Origin of the sequence: Thauera propionica, assembly GCF_002245655.1 — a bacterium.
Taxonomy (GTDB): domain Bacteria; phylum Pseudomonadota; class Gammaproteobacteria; order Burkholderiales; family Rhodocyclaceae; genus Thauera; species Thauera propionica.
This window is the reverse complement of sequence record NZ_NOIH01000039.1, coordinates 1-17,661: the sequence shown is the minus strand read 5'-3', so window position 1 is coordinate 17,661 and position 17,661 is coordinate 1. Positions and strand designations below refer to the sequence as shown.

Genomic DNA, 17,661 nt, shown 5'->3' with positions numbered 1-17,661 from the left:
TCGTGGCAGCGGTATTTTAAAGTCTTAGCCGTGCTAATCGCATCGCCGACCTTGTCTTGGAATCAAAAAGTGCTTGAGCGCATTCAAGGGAGCCTCTAATCGTAGCCGTGACGTAGATAGATTCTTTTGTTGCGGAGCACTGAACTTCGTCGTCGATCATCTCCTCCTTGAGTGCTTTGAGAAAAATTTCAGGGTTTATTCCGTCTGGAACTTCGATGTCGGTTTCGAGCGTGTGGCAGCACTCGTCGAACTGCTGTAGATGCGCCAGCATCATCTTTACGAGGCCAAGTGTCCTTTCTGATTCTGTGTTGGCCTGCGCTAGAAGCAGTGCTCCCTTGAGAGGGGTGTGCCAGTCGTCGTTGTTGGACAAGGTGGCGAAAGATTTTCTTAACGTTCGGTGGATTTTTTCTGAGGACATGATCGCGTCAGCAAGAACAGGCAGTTTCACAGGTGGCTAAGGTGTGTCGCGCACTCTAGCTGAAAACAAGTGCACTTGAAAAAGCATTGCTAGTGAGTGGCGATTATTGCTCCCGGCAATAGGTTTCATCCGACTTGAGTCTTTTGGCTATACGAGTAAGGGCATGTGCCCTGAACGTGGAAGGCCAAAATGAAAAGGAATACGCTTAAAAGTAGCGGACTTACTACCCGCATCAAGGAACGGATGAGTAGCGAAGGGGTCTCCGTGACTGAACTGGCGGAACGGTTGCGTGTCAGCCAACCGTACCTGTCGCAGCTACTCGGTGGTGACAAGTCATTTACTCAAGCGAGCGATGATTTGATTCGACGTGTCGCTGGTTTCTTGTATCTGCCGCCGGTTGTCTGTTTCGTACTTGCAGAAAGGCTGATGCCCGCGGATTTCGAGACGTGTAGTTACGACGATGAGTTTTTGTCGTTGGAGCGTCGAGCGGCATTCATCGCAGAATCGACGTTTGCGCTTGAAGCGGGGGTTACGAAGGAGTTGTTGATGGCGGCAGATGCGCGGATGCTGTCGCTCGTGTTAGGCATGTATGAGGCAATGGTCGGCCCCGGCGAACTCGTGTCAAGAAGGGAGCGCTGGAGTTGGCTGGCATCACGCGATACGTGAGAGTGCTAACGTGATCTCTGCTCCCCCGGTATCGGGGGAGCTTTTCGCAGCCGCGTGATCTTTATCTTTTTTGTGCCTTTCTGGGACCAGAACAGCACAAAATAGTCACTGAAGTCCAACTTTATGACGGGGCGGCCGGCGAATACATACGGACGGCTGTATTGTGCTGACGAATGAAGCGAAGCATGCCTATTACGGCTGCCTGCCGACCGCGAATTATCACCCCGACGCCACGTGATAGGTCGAGGTATGGACCGAGAACTGCTCTGCCTGTCAGGACTTCGCAGTTCGCGGTCAGGGACGGGGCTTAAAAGATTGGAGAATTTTCCTAGCAGAATAGGGAGGTATTCACGGCGAGCCACGCGGTTCAGGAGTCGGCCTTCCCCTGAAATAGCGCTGCCAACTCAGCATTTCTGGCGTTGAGGTCCTCGGGCACCGTGAAGACTCCCTTGGCGATACCCAGCCGTGGTTCTGCTGAAGGCGCTTCGAAAGGCACGAGCCGCGCTACAGGACGGCCGTTACGCGTGATGATGATTTCGCGTTCGCTTCCTTCCTCCACTGCTCGTACTAGCCGAGACAGTATGGATTTCGCTTGAAGCACAGTGACGGGTGGCATCGGTCCTCTCCGAGGCAATCAAGTTGCGCCAGATTAGGTGTCCCTTGACGGTCAGGCAAGGCTTTGGCGTTTCTCCTCGCCTTGCATGCTTGCCTGCACCGTCTGCCATGCCCACGACCCGGCCGCTAGTGATGGCCACGCAGCGGGCGCCCGGCGCCCGGTGGTGGCCTTGCAGTACAAACCGGCGCGGCTCCTGTATGAGCCTATGGGAGCAGGACGCTGCAGTTCGCTGCCGAGGGGATCGCGCGGCCGCGGCAGATGCGTCGGAACAGGTTGTCGCCGAATTATACGACCAAGTGGAGCGAACTTCCGGCGGTCTTGGCTAGATGGCAGTGCGAACTTCCTCGTGTTCGGGACGGTGCATTGCCGCGCGCTAGCCCGCACCACCTCGTGGTTGGAGCAAGATGCCTCGATCAGCCTTTGGGCATAGAGTATGCATTTTGAGAATTGGGGAAATGCGGTGAAGCTGAAAATCTATACCGGCGAGGAAGTTCGTGCGCTTCGCCGCACGCTCGGGTTGAACCAGACCGAGTTCTGGGCGCACTTCCAGACGACCCAGAGCGGCGGGAGTCGTTACGAGTCGGGGCGCGAGATCCCTGACCCCGTCCAGGTCCTACTGAATATCGCGCTTGCTACGGATGCTAAGGCTGCAGCGATCTTTGACGAGTTCCGCCAGTTCGGCCATCCGAAGAAGAGGACAAAGACCGCCGCCGGCGAGGCAGCGTAGTGGCGGGGGTCGCAGCATTCCTCGTTGGCCTCGTAGTGGCGGTCGCTGATGGTGATACGTTGACTGTTCTGAACGAGGACTTCCAGCAGGTCAAGGTTCGACTGGCGGAGATCGACGCCCCGGAGAAGCGTCAACCCTTCGGTACCCGTTCCCGGCAGTCGCTCGGTGAGCTTTGCCACGAGAAGCGTGCGGAGGTGCGGGTCATCGACGTGGATCGGTACAAGCGTATCGTTGGTCGCGTCACCTGCGCTGGCGTAGATGCGAACGCCGCACAAGTGCGCCGCGGCCTGGCCTGGGTCTACGACCGCTACGCAACGGACGAGACGCTGTACCGTCTGCAGGACGAGGCCCGAAGCGCCGGACGCGGGCTCTGGGTAGAGAGAGCCCCTGTAGCGCCATGGGACTGGCGAAGGGGCTCATGACATCGGTTTTCTTCGGCAAGGTCCTTGCCTGATCTTAGGCTACAGTGGCAGACAGCATTCGGCCGAGACTGTGTAAAAACGCGCGCACGGCTTGCCGTAGTGGGGAGAAATGGTCGCAAAGGCGAAAAGTGGTTGGCTGCAGTGGGGCATCCTCGTCTTTCATGCGAGAAAAAGAGGCCCTTAGTGGGAAATCTCTCAACTGACTTGCCGGCTTCTCACGTTTTTACACAGCCTCGGCCAACTGCTGCCATACCTTGTGTCAGCAGGGCCGTCATGCGAGCGACCGGTGAGCTCCGAAAGCTTCCTGGTGTGCGAACGACGCGGCCCGTGCCTTCGCGAAGTTCATGTCGCGTACGAAGCTGGAACGGCCTCGATCAAAGGCTGCTCAGCGTCGAAGAGCTTCGTAATGGAATTCAGTCTGCTGCACGCGTTGCCAGAATCCCGAAGTGATACGGTGCAGCGGCTGCGAGCTCCACTTGAACGACTGGACCGAATCCAGACCAAGTCAACCAGCTTGCACATTGTTCCGGTCGGGGTCGGATAGCCAGTGGCGGCCCACGTGGTGTTTCGATGTCGCTGCGCCAGTGAATCACCGACAGCGTGCCGCCGGGTTGAAGGGTGCGGTGGGTTTCGCGCAGCAGGGCCAGCGGGTCTTCGATGTGCAGCAGGTTGAAGACCATGACGTGCCCCTGCGAACCAGCTGACACACCCGTACCGTGCTCGACGAAGTCGCGCACCTCGGCATGGACATTCACCAGTCCTGCGGCTTGTGCTCGTTGCGCGACAAGGCTGACCATCTCCGGCTCGATATCGAGCGCAGTCACCCTGCCACGCGTGCGGCTTGCCGCTGGCAAGGTGAACGTGCCGTAGCCGCAGCCAAACTCGAGCACATTACAGCTGCTGTTTTGCGGCAACCGGAGCCGATCCAGCACAGTGTGAGGATCAAAGAACGAGGCCCAATAGGCCTCGTCCGGCATGCCGCTCTCGCGCCCTTTCATGAACGCCTCAGTGCTTGGCCTGGCCCGTCGCCTTGCTCGCCGCGTCGAAACCGCCTTTGGCCTTCCACTCCTCGAATCCGCCCTGCAGAATGCGCACGTTCTCGTAGCCGGCGACGCGCAACGCGAAGCCGGCCTGGGCCGACAGGCTGCCGGTGTTGCAGTAGATCAGCACCGGCTTGTCGCGCGGGATGCTGTCGCGCTCGGCAAGCACGCGGCGCCATTCCAGATTGACTGCGCCGGGGAGGTGCTCCCTGGCGAACTGGCCCGCATCGCGCGCATCGATCACGTGAAAACGCGGCCAGTCCTCAGGCGGAATCTGCTCGGCGAAGATGACGCCGCCGCCGTACTCGACGAAATCCAGGTAGCCGGCCATCTCGTCGACGGCCTGCGCGTTAGCGATAGCGGGTGAGGCGATGATGGCCAGGGCTACGGCGGTCGCGCCGATCAGCTTGAAGGGCATGTGGTTTGTCTCCGTGTGTTCGTCTGCTTGTCATGTGTGGGAACGATCAGAACACCAGCACCTTGTCGGCGGCGGCCGTCCATTCCGCCAGTTCCTTCAGTGTGCTGCGGCGGGCGTTGTCGACCAGCTCACCGTCACCGAGGCCGCGCGCGTCCATGCAGGTGCCGCACAGGGCCACCTCGCCCCCGACCATGCCCACCATGTCGCCGGCGTTGTAGTAGCCCTCGGGCACCTTCTGCCCGACCTTGGCACAGGCCACCGCATCCCCCATCAGGAAAACGCGCACGGTCTCGCCGTGAAGTTTGCCCAGTGCACGTGCCAGACGCAGGCCGTTGTAGCTGCGCACGGTACCGTAGGGGCCGTCGTTGAGGATGAAAAGCGTGTTCATGATTGACTCCCGCCAATCGATGGGATTACTTGCCGCCCGACTTGATGGTGGCCTTCAGGGCGTCGAAGTCACTGCGCACGGTGTCCTGGAACAGCAGGCCGGACTTGTCCTGCTTCGCGACGCCTTCCAGATCGAGCACGTCGGCGACGATCTGGTAGCTGGCCGCGCCGTTGTGTTCCTTGCCGTCGGCGACGATCAGCTGGTTGCCGTAGAACACGGCCGGCGCGGGCAGTCCCTGCGCCAGGCTGGAGGGCAGCAACTGGATGGGCACGCGGTAGGTGTTGGCGATCTCGGCCGCCACCTGCAGGTTGCCGTTGCAGCGCTGCCCGGGCGGATCCTTGGCGATGAAGGTCAGCACCTTCTGGCCGGCGGCGGTCTGGGCGCCGGATACGGCCATCGATACGTCGGCCGCGACTGCCGACAGGCTGAACAGGGCGCCCAGCAGGGTGAATCCGATACTTCTCATGCGATGTCTCCTCGCTTGTGTCGTTTGTTGTGGTGGAGGTTGAATGGATCAGCGCTCGACAGGCAGCCCGCCCGCCTGCCATTCGATGACGCCGTCGGTGATCTTGTGGGCGTTGAAGCCGCGCTTGCGCAGCAAGGCGACTGCCTCGTCGGACATCAGGCAGAAGGGCCCGCGACAATAGGCGACCACTTCCTTGCTGGCCGGCAGCTCGGCCAGGCGCTTTTCCAGTTCGCCGAGCGGTATCGAGCGCGCGAAGGGCAGGTGACCCGCCGCGTACTCGGATTCGGGCCGTACGTCGATGACCACGATGTCACCGCTGCGCGCTTTCGCGAGCAGGGAATCGCGACTCTCCGCGCTGAGCAGGTCGGGTGCAGCGCTCATCTGTTCGAGCGCGAGGCGCAGTTCCAGCAGATGCGCCTCGGCCACGTCGCGGACGTTGAGCCACAACTCGGCGACGTCCTGTCCGCTCAGGCGGTAATGGATGAATTTGCCCTCGCGGCGGTTCTCCACCAGGCGCGCCTCACGCAGCGCCTTTAGGTGGGCGCTCGCCAGCCGCATGTCGATGCGTGCCTGCTGGGCGAGCGTCTCCACCGTCTTCTCGCCCTGGGCGAGCAGTTCGATCAGCTCGAGCCGCTTCGGGCTGGACAGCGCCTTGCCGATGCGGGCGACGTGTTCGTAAAGGGAGGATTTGGTGATGTTGTTCTTCATACGCACACTCTAACAAGCGTGCGTATGTTTGCAAATAGTGCGCTTGGTCTTAGGGGTGAACCTGTTCCGAATCGGCCATGTCGCGTCGGGCGTGGGCGATGATGAGCAATCCCGACCACAGCGCGAGTCCCGACATCACCAGTGCGACGATGAGGTCCGGCACGGCGCTGCCGGTACCGAAGACGCCTGCCGCCGCGAGGATGACCGCGAGATTGCCGATGGCATCATTGCGGCTGCATAGCCACACCGACCGCATGTTCGCGTCACCCGCGCGGAAGCGATAGAGCATCAGCGCCACCCCCGCATTGGCGAGCAGCGCGAGCACCCCGACGGCGCCCATGGTCAGCGGCTCCGGCGAAACGCCGTGCTGGAACGCCCACAGGGCGCGCGCCATCACGACGGCGCCGAACAGCGCCATCGCCACACCCTTGAGCAGGGCCGCGCGCGCCCGCCACATCAACCCCCACGACAGCACGGTCAGCGACAGCGCGTAGTTGGCGGCGTCGCCGGCGAAATCGAGGGCGTCGGCCCATAGGGCGACCGAGCCGGCAGCGAGGCCGGCGACGAATTCGACCACGAACATCGCCGCGTTGACGATCAAGGCGATCCACAATGCCTGGCGGAAACGTGGGCTCGCCGCGCTGGCATCGCAGGCGGAATGGGAACAACAACCAGACATGGCATTCTCCTGTTGGCGGGAAGAGGGTCAGGCGTGCATGACACACCCTGTAGCCGCTACAGGGTCAACGGGCTATGCTGACGACACGCCGCAATGCGGAGAAGCCGTGATGAAGATCGGTGAATTGGCCAAAGCGGCCCACGTCGAGGTCGAGACCATCCGCTACTACGAGCGGATCGGGCTGCTGCCCGCGCCTGCCCGCAGCCACAACGGCTATCGGGCCTACGCGGGGATGCATCTCGAGCGCCTGGCCTTCATTCGTCACTGCCGGGCGCTGGACATTGCCCTGGCCGACGTCGCGCGGCTGCTGCGCTTTGTGGACGATCCGTCTGCCGAGTGCGCAGAGGTGAACACGCTCATCGACACTCAACTCGCCCGGGTCCGCGCACGCCTCGACAGCCTGCGCACGCTCGAAGACCAACTCGTTGCCCTGCGCAGCCAGTGCGGCGCCCCGGATCGTGCTGCACAATGCGGCATCCTGCATGAGCTCGAAGCACCGACGCTGGGCGGTGCCTGCGTGTGCCACGCAGAGCGTCCGCAGTGATGTACAGGCCTGAGCAGGTTCGTTCATGGTTGCGATGGCGGCGTCTGTCTCCTTCCTGCGGTTAGAATCGCCGTCCATGCGCCATTGGTTTGCCATCCTGCTCCTGCTGCTCGTACCGCTCCAGTTCGCCTCGGCGGGCGTGGAGGCGTATTGCCTTCAGTCGAGTGGACTCGCGACCAGCCATGGCGACCACCCTCCGCATGCCTGCCAGATGGATGAAGGCGATATCGGCAAGGAGGGCAGGCTTCACACCGACTGCGCCTTCTGCCAGGTCCTGGCGGGCGCGGTGCTGCTGGATGCAGGCCGCCTGCCGCTGACAGGAGCGGGCCAGGTTCTCGTCGACACCGTGCAGGATAGCCTCGCTTCGGCACCGGTGGCCGAGCCTGAACGCCCCAAGTGGCGCCGCGCTGCCTGAGCGGCAGCCCCCCTTTGCTTCTCTCGTCGAGCACGCACCGCGCTGTCGCGGCGGCGTGCTCCATTGCGGACTTCTCTGCACGCCTGGGGATGCCGCACCTCCCGTAGCCCGGGAGCCAAACCTTGAGACCGACTCGATGCAAGACAAACGAACCCAATGGTGGTGGCTGATGGTCGCCTGGGCGGTGGCCCTGATATCCACGCTCGGCGCGCTCTTCATCGGTGAGGTGATGGGTATGACGCCCTGCGTGCTGTGCTGGTACCAGCGCATCGCAATGTTCCCGCTTGCCATCATCCTGGGCATGGCCGTGTTCACCGAGGACCGGCGCGGCGCGGTGTATGCGATGCCGTTCGCGCTGGCTGGCCTCGCCCTCGCGGCCTATCACAGCGCGCTGATTGCCGGCTGGGTGCCGCAGTGGTGGGTGCCTTGTGGCACCGGCCCCTCGTGCAGCCAGCAGGCCCTGGTCATCCTTGGCGACATCCAGATTCCATGGCTGTCGCTGGCGGCCTTCTTCGCCATCGCCGCCGCCCTGACGATCTATCTGATAAGGCCCCGTACATGAACACACGAAAACTGCTGACACTCGCCGTGCTGCTGATCCTCGGACTGGCCTTCTACTTCGGCATGGATGCCTACCGTGATCGCACGCAGGCCGAGCTGGACACGCGCGTCGCCGTGGAAGCAAGCCGCCTCGTGCGGATGCACACCCCGATCATCGGGCCGCAGAACGCGCCGGTCACCATCGTCGAGTTCTTCGACCCCGCCTGCGAGACGTGCCGCGCCTTCTATCCGCTCGTCAAGCAGATCATGGCCCAGCATCCGGGCAAGGTCCGCCTCGCGCTGCGCTATGCGCCCTTCCACCACGGCTCGGACCAAGTGGTGAAGCTGATGGAGGCGGCACGCAAGCAAGGGCTCTACACCCCGGTGCTCGAGGCGCTGCTGGCCGCGCAGCCGCAGTGGGCGGACCATGCGGCTCCCAATCTCGATCTCGCCTTCGAAGCGGCCGCGCGCGTCGGCCTGGATATGGGGCGCGCCCGGCAGGACATGGAGACGCCCGAGATCCAGGCAGTGATCGCGCAGGACGTCGAGGACCTGACCGCCCTGCAGGTGAGCAAGACCCCCACCTTCTTGGTCAATGGACGCAGCCTGCCGAGCTTCGGTCCTGAGCAACTGGCACGCCTGGTGGCCGAGGAGGTCGCCACGTCGCGCCCGTAACTGGCTGCTGGCACAGCGCTGGGGGCACAATGGATGCGACCGCGTTCAGCGTGCCCCGTTATTTGGGAGGCCTGCCGGATCTGGCGAGGTCATGAACAACATCTACGTCATTCACGCTCTGCTCGCGGCAGCCTTGTTCGGTGCGAGTACCCCGTTCGCCAAACTGCTCGTCGGCGAGATGTCGCCGTGGTTGTTGGCGGGATTGCTGTATCTCGGGAGTGGAATCGGGCTGGCTGTGGCACGGCTGATCCGCGACCGCTCCTGGCGCCCCTCGGGACTCGGCGAGGGCGAATGGCCCTGGTTGCTTGGCGCGATCTTCTTCGGTGGCGTACTCGGGCCGCTCGCATTGATGTTCGGCCTGATGCGCACCAGCGGCTCGACGGCTTCACTGCTGCTCAACCTCGAAGCGGTGCTGACCGCCGTGATCGCCTGGGTTGTCTTCAAGGAAAACGCCGACCGCCGCATCGTGATCGGCATGCTCGCCATCGTGGCGGGCGGGGTGGTGCTCTCCTGGTCGGGCCGTCATGCGGGGACGAGCGATTGGTACGGGCCCTTCGCCATCGTTGCTGCCTGCCTGTGCTGGGCCATCGACAACAACCTGACGCGGAGAGTCGCCGCCTCGGATGCGCTGTTCATCGCCGGTGCGAAAGGTGCGGTGGCGGGCTCGGTCAATGCAGGGCTGGCGTTCGCACTTGGCGCCAGTCTGCCCACTGGCCCGATCCTGCTCGTGACCCTGGCCGTCGGCCTGCTGGGCTACGGCATCAGCCTGGTGCTCTTCGTGCTGGCGTTGCGCGGACTGGGCACGGCGCGCACCGGCGCCTATTTTTCCACGGCACCCTTCATCGGCGCGGCCGTTTCCCTTGTGCTGCTCGGTGAATCGACCTCACCGGCATTCTGGCTCGCTTCCGCCCTGATGGTCTGGGGCGTGTGGCTGCACCTCACCGAGCACCACGAGCACGAGCATGTGCACGAGCCTATGGAACACAGTCATCGGCATGTCCACGACGATCACCACCAGCACGAGCATGCCTTCGGATGGACCGGCGAGGAGCCCCACGAACATTGGCACCGGCATGAGGCGATGGTGCACAAACATCCACACTTTCCGGACATTCATCACCGGCATTCACATTGAGTCACTGCAACGCCAAAGTGCCACTCTCGACTTCTGCGTGTCGGGTGGCAGCTTGACTCAGGGATCTGACGCTAAAGCGGTAGCACTAAGAATCTCTCTTCCGGCTCGGGTTGAGACGGTCGCAGTCGGTTGGCAGCGTTCCCGCGCAGGAGGCGCAGAAAGTCTCAGTCCGGCCACAAGCGGACGCAGGGAGGACTTTCCGCAACCGGCCGTTCGATGCGGCACCGATGGCCTTCGCGCAGGGGTAGTGAATCCGCCAGTATTGACTTGCGCTGCCCTACCTCTCACTAGAGAGGGGCGGCAGCGCATCAAGCGGTGAGCGCACTCCGGCACCGCCAACTTTCAGCACATGCGTGTAAATCATCGTCGTGGAGACGTCGGAATGGCCGAGCAGATCCTGCACGGTTCGAATGTCGAAACCGCTACGGAGCAAGGCCGTCGCGAACGAGTGGCGCAGGGTATGCGGTGTAGCACAGGCTTCGCGACACCTGCTTCTTCCACGGCACGTTTGAAGGCGCGCTGAAAGGTCAGGTCATACATATGATGGCGACGCACGACACCGCTCCGTGGGTCGGTCGAATGCGTGTGCTGCGCAAAGACCCAGAACCACGGCCAAGAATGCCCGGCGCGCGGATACTTCCGCTCAAGGGCGTCGGGAAGCGCAACGCCGCTGCGGCCCTCGGCCTGGTCCTTCAGCCACCATGCCCGGGCACGCGCCAGCTGCTCGCGCAGGCCGGGCGCCAAGCTATCGGGCAACATCAATGCCCGATCCTTGGAGCCCTTGCCCTCCCGCACGATGATCGTGCCGTGATCGAAATCCAGATCCTTGACCTGCAGTTGCAAACCCTCGCTGATCCGCATGCCCGTTCCATACAGAAGCTGGGCGAACAAACGATGCTCCGCTTGCAGAAAACCGAGGATGCGAACCACCTCATCCGGGGTCAGCACGACCGGCAAGCGCCGCGACGGCCGAGGTCTTCCGATCTCCTGAAGCCAAGGCAGATCCGCGCACAGCACCTTGCCGTAGAAGAACAGCAAGGCTGCGAATGCCTGCCGATGTGTGGATGCCGAAACCTTACACTCGTTCGCCAGCCAGGACAGGAATGCCTCGACTTCGCTGCTGCCCAAGGTTGCCGGGTGACGCACACCGTGGAAACGGATGAAGGCACGAACCCAGTGGACATAAGCCTGTTCGGTTCGTAAGCTGTAATGCAAGTAGCGTATTCGCTCACGCAACTGGTCCAGAACCTTGAGCGAACGCAGCGGTGGTAACGGTGCAGTGCTGGTTTTCATGGCCCGTTATGACTGTTGTTTTGTACAGTCTATGCCTCGGGCATTCAAGCGGCAAGCGCGTTACGCCGTGGGTCGATGTGTGATGTTATGGAACAGCAACGATGTTACGCAGCAGGGCAGTCGCCCTAAAACAAAGTTAGAGATCATGATCGTGCTCACCTGGATTGCCTTCGCATGGGGGGTATTTGCAGTTGGGGTAACTGGCTACTTCACGACCCGATGGTTAGTTGAGCCACCAGACCCATTGCATCACGAATTATTGATGGGGTCTGCGATGGGTCTGATTATGGGTTTCCCCGCATGGTTAGCACTCGTGCTAATGGTTTACTTCATGCGCCATAGATTCAGCATCGTTAAAAAGCGGGTACTGCTTTCCCCGGTGGCAGCTGCTGTTTTGACGTTCGTTCTCATTGCAGTTAGCGGGGGCTTGTGATCTCTAACATCCCAGTCAAACCGCGCCTTGCAGGCGCTTGGACGTGCCGCAAGCGGCACGCCATTTACTTTGCACGTTAGAGGTTATCAATGACGTCGTGCGCCGCCACTGTCGTTGCCTCACTTATCACGGCATATCAACGCTTCATTTCTCCTCACAAGGGCTTCGTGTGTGCTTTCCGGGTACACCACGGTGGCCAATCATGTTCAGCTCATGCCAAGGTCGCCTTCCAACAACATGGGCTCGTTGTTGGTTGGCGGCAAATGCGACGTCGTTTCGTCTTGTGTGCCCAGGCCGCAGAAGAGATTCGCCAGTCTAAGTCTGGGAAGGACGCATCCGGAAGAAAGGCCGATTACTGCGCGGAGGGGGCGTGTCTTGGATGCTCTCTATTCTCATGGTTGTCGTGAACGAAACCTCTAACCTTCCGGTCGACCTCGCTCCCTTCGGTCGCTGGACCTCGCGCGACAAGGCCGCGCGAGGCCGGTCACCTACACGTTATTAACCTGGCAATCAAATAGCTAAATTACTGAGCATAGCGAACGTACTCATGGCTGAAATACGACCGCACACGATCCGGCATCGCGGCAATGCGCTCCATGCACGTACGCGCCTTCTCGAGAAGTGCGGCGGCGGTCCTGGCAATCGGCCCGGAGCGTATCGTCGTTTTCAGATCCCGGTTCAGATACTCGTCGGGATTGAGTTCCGGCGCGTACGGCGGCAGGTAAAACAGCTCGATCTTCTCGGTGTTTTCGGCAACCCACTCGCGGACAAGGTTGGCGCGGTGCACGCGCAAGTTGTCGACGATCAGGAACACTTTACGCTGCGCATCCTGAATCAGGCCCTTCAAGAACACGATGAAGCGCTCGGCATCGATGGCGCCCTCGAAGAACGAGAAACGCACCAAGCCCTGGTTGGTGATCGCCGAGATCATCGATGTCGATCCATGGCGACCGGCCGGCAGTCGAAGCTCAGGCGTCAGCCCCGCCATCGAGTAGCCGCGCACCCAGTGCGAGTCCTGGCGAATGGCGGTCTCGTCACCCCAGTAGATCTCGGCATCCTCAGTCTTGGCGCGCGCAACGATCTTCGGATACTCGTCCTCAAGCCACGCCTTGAGCCGGGCCGGATCCTGCTCAAGCGCACGCTTGACCGGCCGCTGCGGCGTGAAACCCCACCGCCGAAGGTACTCACCGACGGTGCGAATGGGCATGTCGATGCCAAAGAGCTGCTTGATGGCGAGCATCACTGCGCGACGATTCCACAGCGCAAACTCAAGCTGAAGCTGGGCGGGATTCGAGCCGATGATCTTCAAGCGCAGCTGCTCCTCTTGAACCAGCGTCAGAGTTCGTCCCGAGCCATGGCGCCGACCACGTTGCCCGCCCTTGATCACGGCGTCGAGGTCGTCGGCCTGCGCGCGGCGTGCCCATTTCAAAACGGTCCCGACATGAACCCCACACACTTCAGCGATGTGCGTCCAGGTGTAGCCTTGCTTGCGCAGCACAAATGCTTGGCGACGAATGTGTTCCAGGGCTTCGGGCGGGAGCTTGCGGGCATCGATCTTTTTCATGCCCGAATTATATCAAAATCTATTTGATTGCCGGGTTAATAGCCATTTGATAAAGATCTCATGGGAACTTCCAAATTAACCTTTGGCGTCACCGCATTCATCGATATTCTCGGCTTCGGTGACCGGGTTCTATCGGCAGCCTCAACGAAAGATATTCGCAGCGTCGCTGCATCGGTGAAGCTGATTAGAAAGCGGTTCGATCACAAGACGAATGAGGACTACATTAAAGAGAGCCACAAGCTTTCGAGCACGACTGTGTTGGCGTTTTCAGATTCGGTGATTGTTAACGTTCCTCTGCAGTCCGATATCACAAAAATCGAAGGGACGTTCGACCCGATTATGAGCGAGATATCGAGCATGGCTCTAGCCCAAGGGCAATGTGCTGCAGAAGGTCTCTTCATACGAGGCGGACTTGATCTGGGCTGGTGGTACAAAGATGGGGCTACTTTAGTCAGTGAGAGCCTTACGAGGGCATACAAAGCCGAGGGCTCCGCAAATGTTCCAGTTATTGCACTAACTCCTGACCTCTACAAATTCCTTTCAGAGCACAAGAACCGAAGCTGGTACAGCAGCGATTCTGACCCCGTTAAGAGGACGTTCTTACGGTATAGCGCTGCTGTCAAAGGAAAGCGCGTATCTTTTTGGTATCTTGATTACATCAGAATTTTCACCGAGTCCATCGGTTGGCAGACAAGCAGAGAGCAGTTGGAGACGTTTCGCACCGCCAGCTCAGAACAGAAGGCAATCATTCAAGAGGCAGGTTACAGAGAAAACGTCGATAGATGGTTCTGTGAGCATGCGCGTCACATCGAGCGAGCGCATGCCAGTGCAACGTCCGATCACGTTCGGGATAAATACATCTGGTTGGCGCAGTATCACAACAAATCGATTCGTCGCTACACGAGAAACAAATCGTGCAAATGTGTGGTGTGAGCATGGCTAACAGGCCGCTCCAGCCGACCGCCAAAAAGCTACGCTTTTCGGCGTCGGCTGAGCTTTCACGTTGGGTGTCACCAAACACATGCACACAAGCATGATCGAGTTCTTGTCTGCCGACTTTTTGAAGTTCTTCATTCCGCTAGTCGGTGCGGTTGCCGCTTGGTTTCTCAATGAACGAAGACGTCGCGCTTGGGAGGAGTACCTACGGAAGGAGGAACGTTACAGAGAGCTACTTCGGACACTCACCGGGTTCTACGGCCACGCTAGTGATCCGGAGGTTCGTAGGCAGTTCTTGGAGGAGTACAAGCGGTGCTTCTTGTACTGTGGGGATGAGGTCATTCGCGCAGCCAACCTTGCAATGGAAGGCATGGTTGAAGGAACCCAGCTTCCGAATGAAGAGCGCCTTGAGCGGATCGGAGATCTTGTGCTTGCAATTCGACGCGACCTCTTGCGTCGGACGCTAACGAGAAGCACTGCTCTCACGCACAAAGACTTTCGGCACGTCCATCCGGGAACGAAATGACGCCCAACCCCTCAATCGAGCGGATCTCGCGCAATATGCGGCGCGAGTCCGCTCCTTTCGAACGTTAACGAAAGCTTCCCTCAAAGCTGAACGGCTGCATCGGGTCGGGTTGGGACGGTCGCAGTCCGTTCGCAGCGTCCCCGCGCAGAAGGGGCCGAAAGTCTCAGGCCGGCCAAGAGCTGTCCTTCAGCCTAGAGATCCAAACATAGACGCTCACATGGAGTACGCTATGCAGCTAGATTGCGGGTAGTCGTTATGCCCTGTCAGGGGCAGTTCCATAGTCACACCCTCTGGAGCCCCGTGGTCCTGCTTGGATTGAATCCTCACTCATCCGAATTTGTATATGAAAGCACTCGCTCTTAGTCTTATTTTTGTTTGTACGAGCGCACTCGGCGCAGACATCTTTTTCTTCAGAGGGGCGCCCGAGCGAATTGCCGGATATGAGGGGATAATTCCTGACAGCTGGCTGCCTCGAATCATACTCGAAGGGCCTATAACGCCAGGCGACGAAGTGCGATTCAAGAACGCGTTAGATAAAGCAGCGAAGTCGGATACTGATTGGGAAAAACATCGAACTCTTCTCCTGAATTCTGAAGGGGGTGACGTTTCAACTGCGATGACCATCGGAAAGCTAGCTCGCCAAGCGCAAGTGGTTACTGCTGTCCATGAGCGCAGCGTCTGCGCGTCGGCATGCATTTTAGTGCTGGCCGGCGGTGTATGGCGATATGCGCGAGAAGACGCGAAATTGGGTCTTCACCGGCCGTATTTTGCGGACCCACGGCAGGCCATCGCAGGCGGTTACTCGAACTTTCAGAAAACGTACGATGCAGTTATCGAAGCCCATCGTAGGTACTTCGTCGAGATGAAAATAGGTGCGGGGCTCCTTGAGCGTATGATTCAGATACCTTCGAGCGAAGTGCAATGGATTGGTCATGCAGAAGCTTCACGCTTAAACTTGCTTGGTGAAGATGCCTCGTATGCGGAGTGGAAGCGTGCAAAACGTATTGCAAGAGATGGCGCTGCGTGTGTTGACTGGGAGGATAATCGCTACTTCCCCTGTGTTTTACGCTCTGGCTTTAATGATCATGAGCGCTGCGCAGCTACGACAAATAAGCCGTCACAATGTAAGTAGTTCCTTTTGATGCTATCAGGCCTGAATAAATTGCATTTTTTGCATGTAAAAGATGGGTTGCAGAGAGTTATCGCCCGATGCACTTGGAAATGCCTGCAGCACGGCGTTCGTTCTTAGCTGCTAAATTTGGATTCATAGTGGATAGGCTGAGGCTGCGGGTGTGATGTCGGTACTGTTGCAGAGTGGGGCGAGGCGAGCCTTTATGGATAGCGACGACACCATAAATACGGACTCACAATGAAATGGGCAATTGAAGTAATAAGAACGAGTTTGGATGGTAGGAATCTAGCTGATCTTCTTAATGGGCTGGGATTCGACCTGATACGGGGAGTCGAATACCCAGCATTTTCGTCTCCGGGCATAGATGCCTGCGCGACGGCAGCGGATGCATTTGAGATGGCCAAGGATGTAGAAGCAGCGTTCAAAGGGCCCGCAAGGATTGATCTGGAATTCACGCTTGGATCGGTGATTGACTACGGCACAACACCACCGCGACGCCATGCCTTTGCAGAGGGGGCGTTGCGTGCGATGCGTATTACTAGCGGTACCGCAACTATGACCATCTGTCCGCCAAAAGGACTCTCTCCCAACGAGTTAGCCAAGTGGCACGAAGACCAGAACGAGCGCCAATATCAATCGCTACTCGAGCGCCAACGTGCACTTCTTGAGCCTGCTTTTCTTGACCCAAGAGCTGCGAAGATCATTGAATTGCTATGCGTTGAGGATCCATCTGGTGAAAATTTGTACAAGATCTACGAACTAGCCGAAGGGCATCCAAGCAACAGGCAAAAATTTCATGCTGATTTTGCTATTGATAAGGAGCAGTTCAATCGCTTCAAGGATGCTGTTCACAATCCGGCGGTTACCGGCGACTGGGCAAGGCATGCTTATCCCCAGAAGATGAATAGCACGAACCCAATGACCAGGGCGGAGGCGGAGCGGTTTGTGCGGCGAGTCGCCGATAGGTGGCTTCAGTCAATTCGGCAAGGCCGATGGTAGGTTCTTGACGTTCAACATCAACTGGGCTTTGGGCAAGCTGCGCTTGCTTGGACCAGTGATTTACAACGTTCCCGACCGTCCGCTTCCCATCTTTGGCTATTTCCGCTTAGGGTCGGTAGCACCAGTTGGCAGAACGGAGAAGCCGCCGTTCGCCGTCTCCCGACGCTCGAACGGCAGGTGACCAGCACATTGCTGCCTGGTTACGCCATCAAGCCACCGGCAGCTCCGGCCGAGGAGTTCGCGTTCAGCCAAGGCCGTGAACGGCAGCAGCAATCAGAAATCTGCCGATGAAGCCCCGAAGCAGTGAAGGTCCAGATTGGGTCGAACCCAGTCAGCGATAGATAGCAAAATGCAAGTCTAGCCCCACAACCACAATTTGGAGACCGCTCGTGTGCAGACCTCCATTTAGAAGCTTAAAACAGATAGGCGTCGCAACGCCCCGCTGGATTGCAAGGCGCTAGGTTCTGTTCACATATAACGATATGAGATCACCGCGCAAACGATCCGCACGAATGCCATGTAGCTGCATGCGAGCTTGTCGTAGCGTGTGGCGATCCGACGGTAATGCTTGATACGGTTGAAGAAGCGCTCGATCAGATTTCGCGCGCGGTACGCGCAGCGGTCGTAGTGCCTGGGGGCAATGCGGTTGGATCGAGGCGGGATGACTGCTTGGGTACCGGATGCTTCGATACTCATGACCAAGGCGTTGGCATCGTATCCTTTGTCGGCAACCAAGCTGGCGCACGGCATATCGGCTATCAGATCGTGCGCACACTCGATGTCGGCGACCTGTTCTGCGCTCAGAATCATGCGCAGCGGTTTGCCCAAGGCATCGACGGCAAAGTGCAACTTGGTCGTCAGGCCTCCGCGCGAGCGTCCCAACGCCTGCGGTCCTACTTTTTTTGGGCGCCTGAGGCGTGC

Annotated in this window: 23 protein-coding genes and 2 pseudogenes; 14 read left to right on the top strand and 11 right to left on the bottom strand. The window is 59.5% G+C overall.

The annotated features are described in order from the left end of the window. Positions 1 to 16: 16 nt before the first annotated feature. Positions 17 to 418, bottom strand: a complete 402-nt coding sequence (locus CGK74_RS18885) for a hypothetical protein (protein ID WP_133091952.1) — start codon at positions 416 to 418, stop codon at positions 17 to 19. 189 nt (positions 419 to 607) lie between these two features. On the opposite strand from CGK74_RS18885, the gene CGK74_RS17940 reads away from it, so the two are divergent. Then, positions 608 to 1,084, top strand: coding sequence for a helix-turn-helix domain-containing protein (locus CGK74_RS17940; protein WP_133091951.1), 477 nt, complete (start codon positions 608 to 610; stop codon positions 1,082 to 1,084). 367 nt (positions 1,085 to 1,451) lie between these two features. On the opposite strand, the gene CGK74_RS17935 is transcribed toward CGK74_RS17940, so the two are convergent. Further along, positions 1,452 to 1,700, bottom strand: a complete 249-nt coding sequence (locus tag CGK74_RS17935; RefSeq protein ID WP_094269746.1) for a type II toxin-antitoxin system Phd/YefM family antitoxin — start codon at positions 1,698 to 1,700, stop codon at positions 1,452 to 1,454. A 216-nt stretch (positions 1,701 to 1,916) separates the two neighbouring features. Here CGK74_RS17935 and CGK74_RS17930 point away from each other — a divergent pair. From CGK74_RS17930 to CGK74_RS17920, 3 genes and pseudogenes are all read left to right on the top strand, one after another. Beyond that, a pseudogene (locus CGK74_RS17930) lies at positions 1,917 to 2,144 on the top strand (DUF4113 domain-containing protein); the annotation flags it as partial. Between the two features lie 16 nt (positions 2,145 to 2,160). Then, positions 2,161 to 2,427 (top strand): helix-turn-helix domain-containing protein, encoded by a 267-nt coding sequence (locus CGK74_RS17925; RefSeq protein WP_240498778.1) that lies wholly within the window; start codon positions 2,161 to 2,163, stop codon positions 2,425 to 2,427. Between the two features lie 59 nt (positions 2,428 to 2,486). Then, positions 2,487 to 2,849: a thermonuclease family protein gene (locus CGK74_RS17920; protein WP_240498777.1), complete on the top strand. Its 363-nt coding sequence runs from the start codon at positions 2,487 to 2,489 to the stop codon at positions 2,847 to 2,849. A 413-nt stretch (positions 2,850 to 3,262) separates the two neighbouring features. Here CGK74_RS17920 and CGK74_RS17915 read toward each other — a convergent pair whose 3' ends face one another. The 6 genes from CGK74_RS17915 to CGK74_RS17890 are packed head-to-tail and all read right to left on the bottom strand — an operon-like array spanning position 3,263 to position 6,548. Continuing rightward, a complete protein-coding gene (locus tag CGK74_RS17915; protein WP_094269742.1) occupies positions 3,263 to 3,847 on the bottom strand; it encodes a class I SAM-dependent methyltransferase in 585 nt (194 codons plus the stop codon). A gap of 7 nt (positions 3,848 to 3,854) precedes the next feature. Then, positions 3,855 to 4,307 (bottom strand): rhodanese-like domain-containing protein, encoded by a 453-nt coding sequence (locus CGK74_RS17910; protein WP_094269741.1) that lies wholly within the window; start codon positions 4,305 to 4,307, stop codon positions 3,855 to 3,857. A 46-nt stretch (positions 4,308 to 4,353) separates the two neighbouring features. Continuing rightward, positions 4,354 to 4,695 carry a DsrE/DsrF/TusD sulfur relay family protein gene (locus CGK74_RS17905; RefSeq protein ID WP_094269740.1) on the bottom strand — a complete coding sequence of 114 codons (342 nt, stop codon included), beginning with the start codon at positions 4,693 to 4,695 and terminating at the stop codon, positions 4,354 to 4,356. Positions 4,696 to 4,720: 25 nt separating this feature from the next. After that, positions 4,721 to 5,161, bottom strand: a complete 441-nt coding sequence (locus CGK74_RS17900) for a hypothetical protein (protein WP_094269739.1) — start codon at positions 5,159 to 5,161, stop codon at positions 4,721 to 4,723. Between the two features lie 48 nt (positions 5,162 to 5,209). Further along, entirely contained in the window at positions 5,210 to 5,869 is a 660-nt protein-coding gene (locus CGK74_RS17895) for an ArsR/SmtB family transcription factor (RefSeq protein ID WP_094269738.1), read from the bottom strand. A 49-nt stretch (positions 5,870 to 5,918) separates the two neighbouring features. Continuing rightward, positions 5,919 to 6,548 (bottom strand): cation efflux transmembrane domain-containing protein, encoded by a 630-nt coding sequence (locus tag CGK74_RS17890; RefSeq protein WP_094269737.1) that lies wholly within the window; start codon positions 6,546 to 6,548, stop codon positions 5,919 to 5,921. Positions 6,549 to 6,657: 109 nt separating this feature from the next. On the opposite strand from CGK74_RS17890, the gene cadR reads away from it, so the two are divergent. The 5 genes from cadR to CGK74_RS17865 all read left to right on the top strand — a co-directional run bounded on the left by cadR (position 6,658) and on the right by CGK74_RS17865 (position 9,857). Beyond that, positions 6,658 to 7,092, top strand: a complete 435-nt coding sequence (cadR, locus tag CGK74_RS17885) for a Cd(II)/Pb(II)-responsive transcriptional regulator (RefSeq protein ID WP_094269736.1) — start codon at positions 6,658 to 6,660, stop codon at positions 7,090 to 7,092. Positions 7,093 to 7,168: 76 nt separating this feature from the next. Next, complete coding sequence (locus tag CGK74_RS17880) at positions 7,169 to 7,507, top strand: DUF2946 family protein (RefSeq protein WP_094269735.1); 339 nt, start codon at positions 7,169 to 7,171, stop codon at positions 7,505 to 7,507. A 136-nt stretch (positions 7,508 to 7,643) separates the two neighbouring features. Further along, a complete protein-coding gene (locus CGK74_RS17875) occupies positions 7,644 to 8,069 on the top strand; it encodes a disulfide bond formation protein B (RefSeq protein ID WP_094269734.1) in 426 nt (141 codons plus the stop codon). Beyond that, positions 8,066 to 8,722, top strand: a complete 657-nt coding sequence (locus tag CGK74_RS17870) for a DsbA family protein (RefSeq protein ID WP_094269733.1) — start codon at positions 8,066 to 8,068, stop codon at positions 8,720 to 8,722. The genes CGK74_RS17875 and CGK74_RS17870 overlap by 4 nt, the downstream gene beginning before the upstream one ends. A 91-nt stretch (positions 8,723 to 8,813) precedes the next feature. Next, the gene (locus tag CGK74_RS17865) at positions 8,814 to 9,857 is read left to right on the top strand and encodes a DMT family transporter (protein ID WP_094269732.1); all 1,044 of its coding nucleotides are present in this window, start codon (positions 8,814 to 8,816) and stop codon (positions 9,855 to 9,857) included. A 277-nt stretch (positions 9,858 to 10,134) separates the two neighbouring features. Here the strand turns inward: CGK74_RS17865 and CGK74_RS17855 are convergent. Further along, a pseudogene (locus tag CGK74_RS17855) lies at positions 10,135 to 11,150 on the bottom strand (integron integrase). A 145-nt stretch (positions 11,151 to 11,295) separates the two neighbouring features. Between CGK74_RS17855 and CGK74_RS18880 the strand changes: the two are divergent. Both CGK74_RS18880 and yidD read left to right on the top strand, forming a co-directional pair. Beyond that, the gene (locus tag CGK74_RS18880; protein ID WP_133091947.1) at positions 11,296 to 11,583 is read left to right on the top strand and encodes a hypothetical protein; all 288 of its coding nucleotides are present in this window, start codon (positions 11,296 to 11,298) and stop codon (positions 11,581 to 11,583) included. A gap of 89 nt (positions 11,584 to 11,672) precedes the next feature. After that, positions 11,673 to 11,990 (top strand): membrane protein insertion efficiency factor YidD, encoded by a 318-nt coding sequence (gene yidD / locus CGK74_RS19540; protein ID WP_082794349.1) that lies wholly within the window; start codon positions 11,673 to 11,675, stop codon positions 11,988 to 11,990. A gap of 116 nt (positions 11,991 to 12,106) precedes the next feature. Here the strand turns inward: yidD and CGK74_RS17845 are convergent, their stop codons facing one another. Further along, a complete protein-coding gene (locus tag CGK74_RS17845) occupies positions 12,107 to 13,147 on the bottom strand; it encodes an IS630 family transposase (protein WP_094269730.1) in 1,041 nt (346 codons plus the stop codon). Positions 13,148 to 13,207: 60 nt separating this feature from the next. On the opposite strand from CGK74_RS17845, the gene CGK74_RS17840 reads away from it, so the two are divergent. The 3 genes from CGK74_RS17840 (at position 13,208) to CGK74_RS18870 (ending at position 16,740) form a co-directional block, all read left to right on the top strand. After that, positions 13,208 to 14,080: a hypothetical protein gene (locus tag CGK74_RS17840; RefSeq protein WP_094269729.1), complete on the top strand. Its 873-nt coding sequence runs from the start codon at positions 13,208 to 13,210 to the stop codon at positions 14,078 to 14,080. Positions 14,081 to 14,952: 872 nt separating this feature from the next. Beyond that, complete coding sequence (locus tag CGK74_RS18875; RefSeq protein ID WP_133091942.1) at positions 14,953 to 15,741, top strand: COG3904 family protein; 789 nt, start codon at positions 14,953 to 14,955, stop codon at positions 15,739 to 15,741. Positions 15,742 to 15,978: 237 nt separating this feature from the next. Then, positions 15,979 to 16,740 carry a hypothetical protein gene (locus CGK74_RS18870; protein ID WP_133091940.1) on the top strand — a complete coding sequence of 254 codons (762 nt, stop codon included), beginning with the start codon at positions 15,979 to 15,981 and terminating at the stop codon, positions 16,738 to 16,740. A 468-nt stretch (positions 16,741 to 17,208) separates the two neighbouring features. On the opposite strand, the gene CGK74_RS17830 is transcribed toward CGK74_RS18870, so the two are convergent. Then, positions 17,209 to 17,661 (bottom strand): IS5 family transposase (locus CGK74_RS17830; RefSeq protein ID WP_133091938.1); only part of this gene is annotated, 453 nt, incomplete at its 5' end.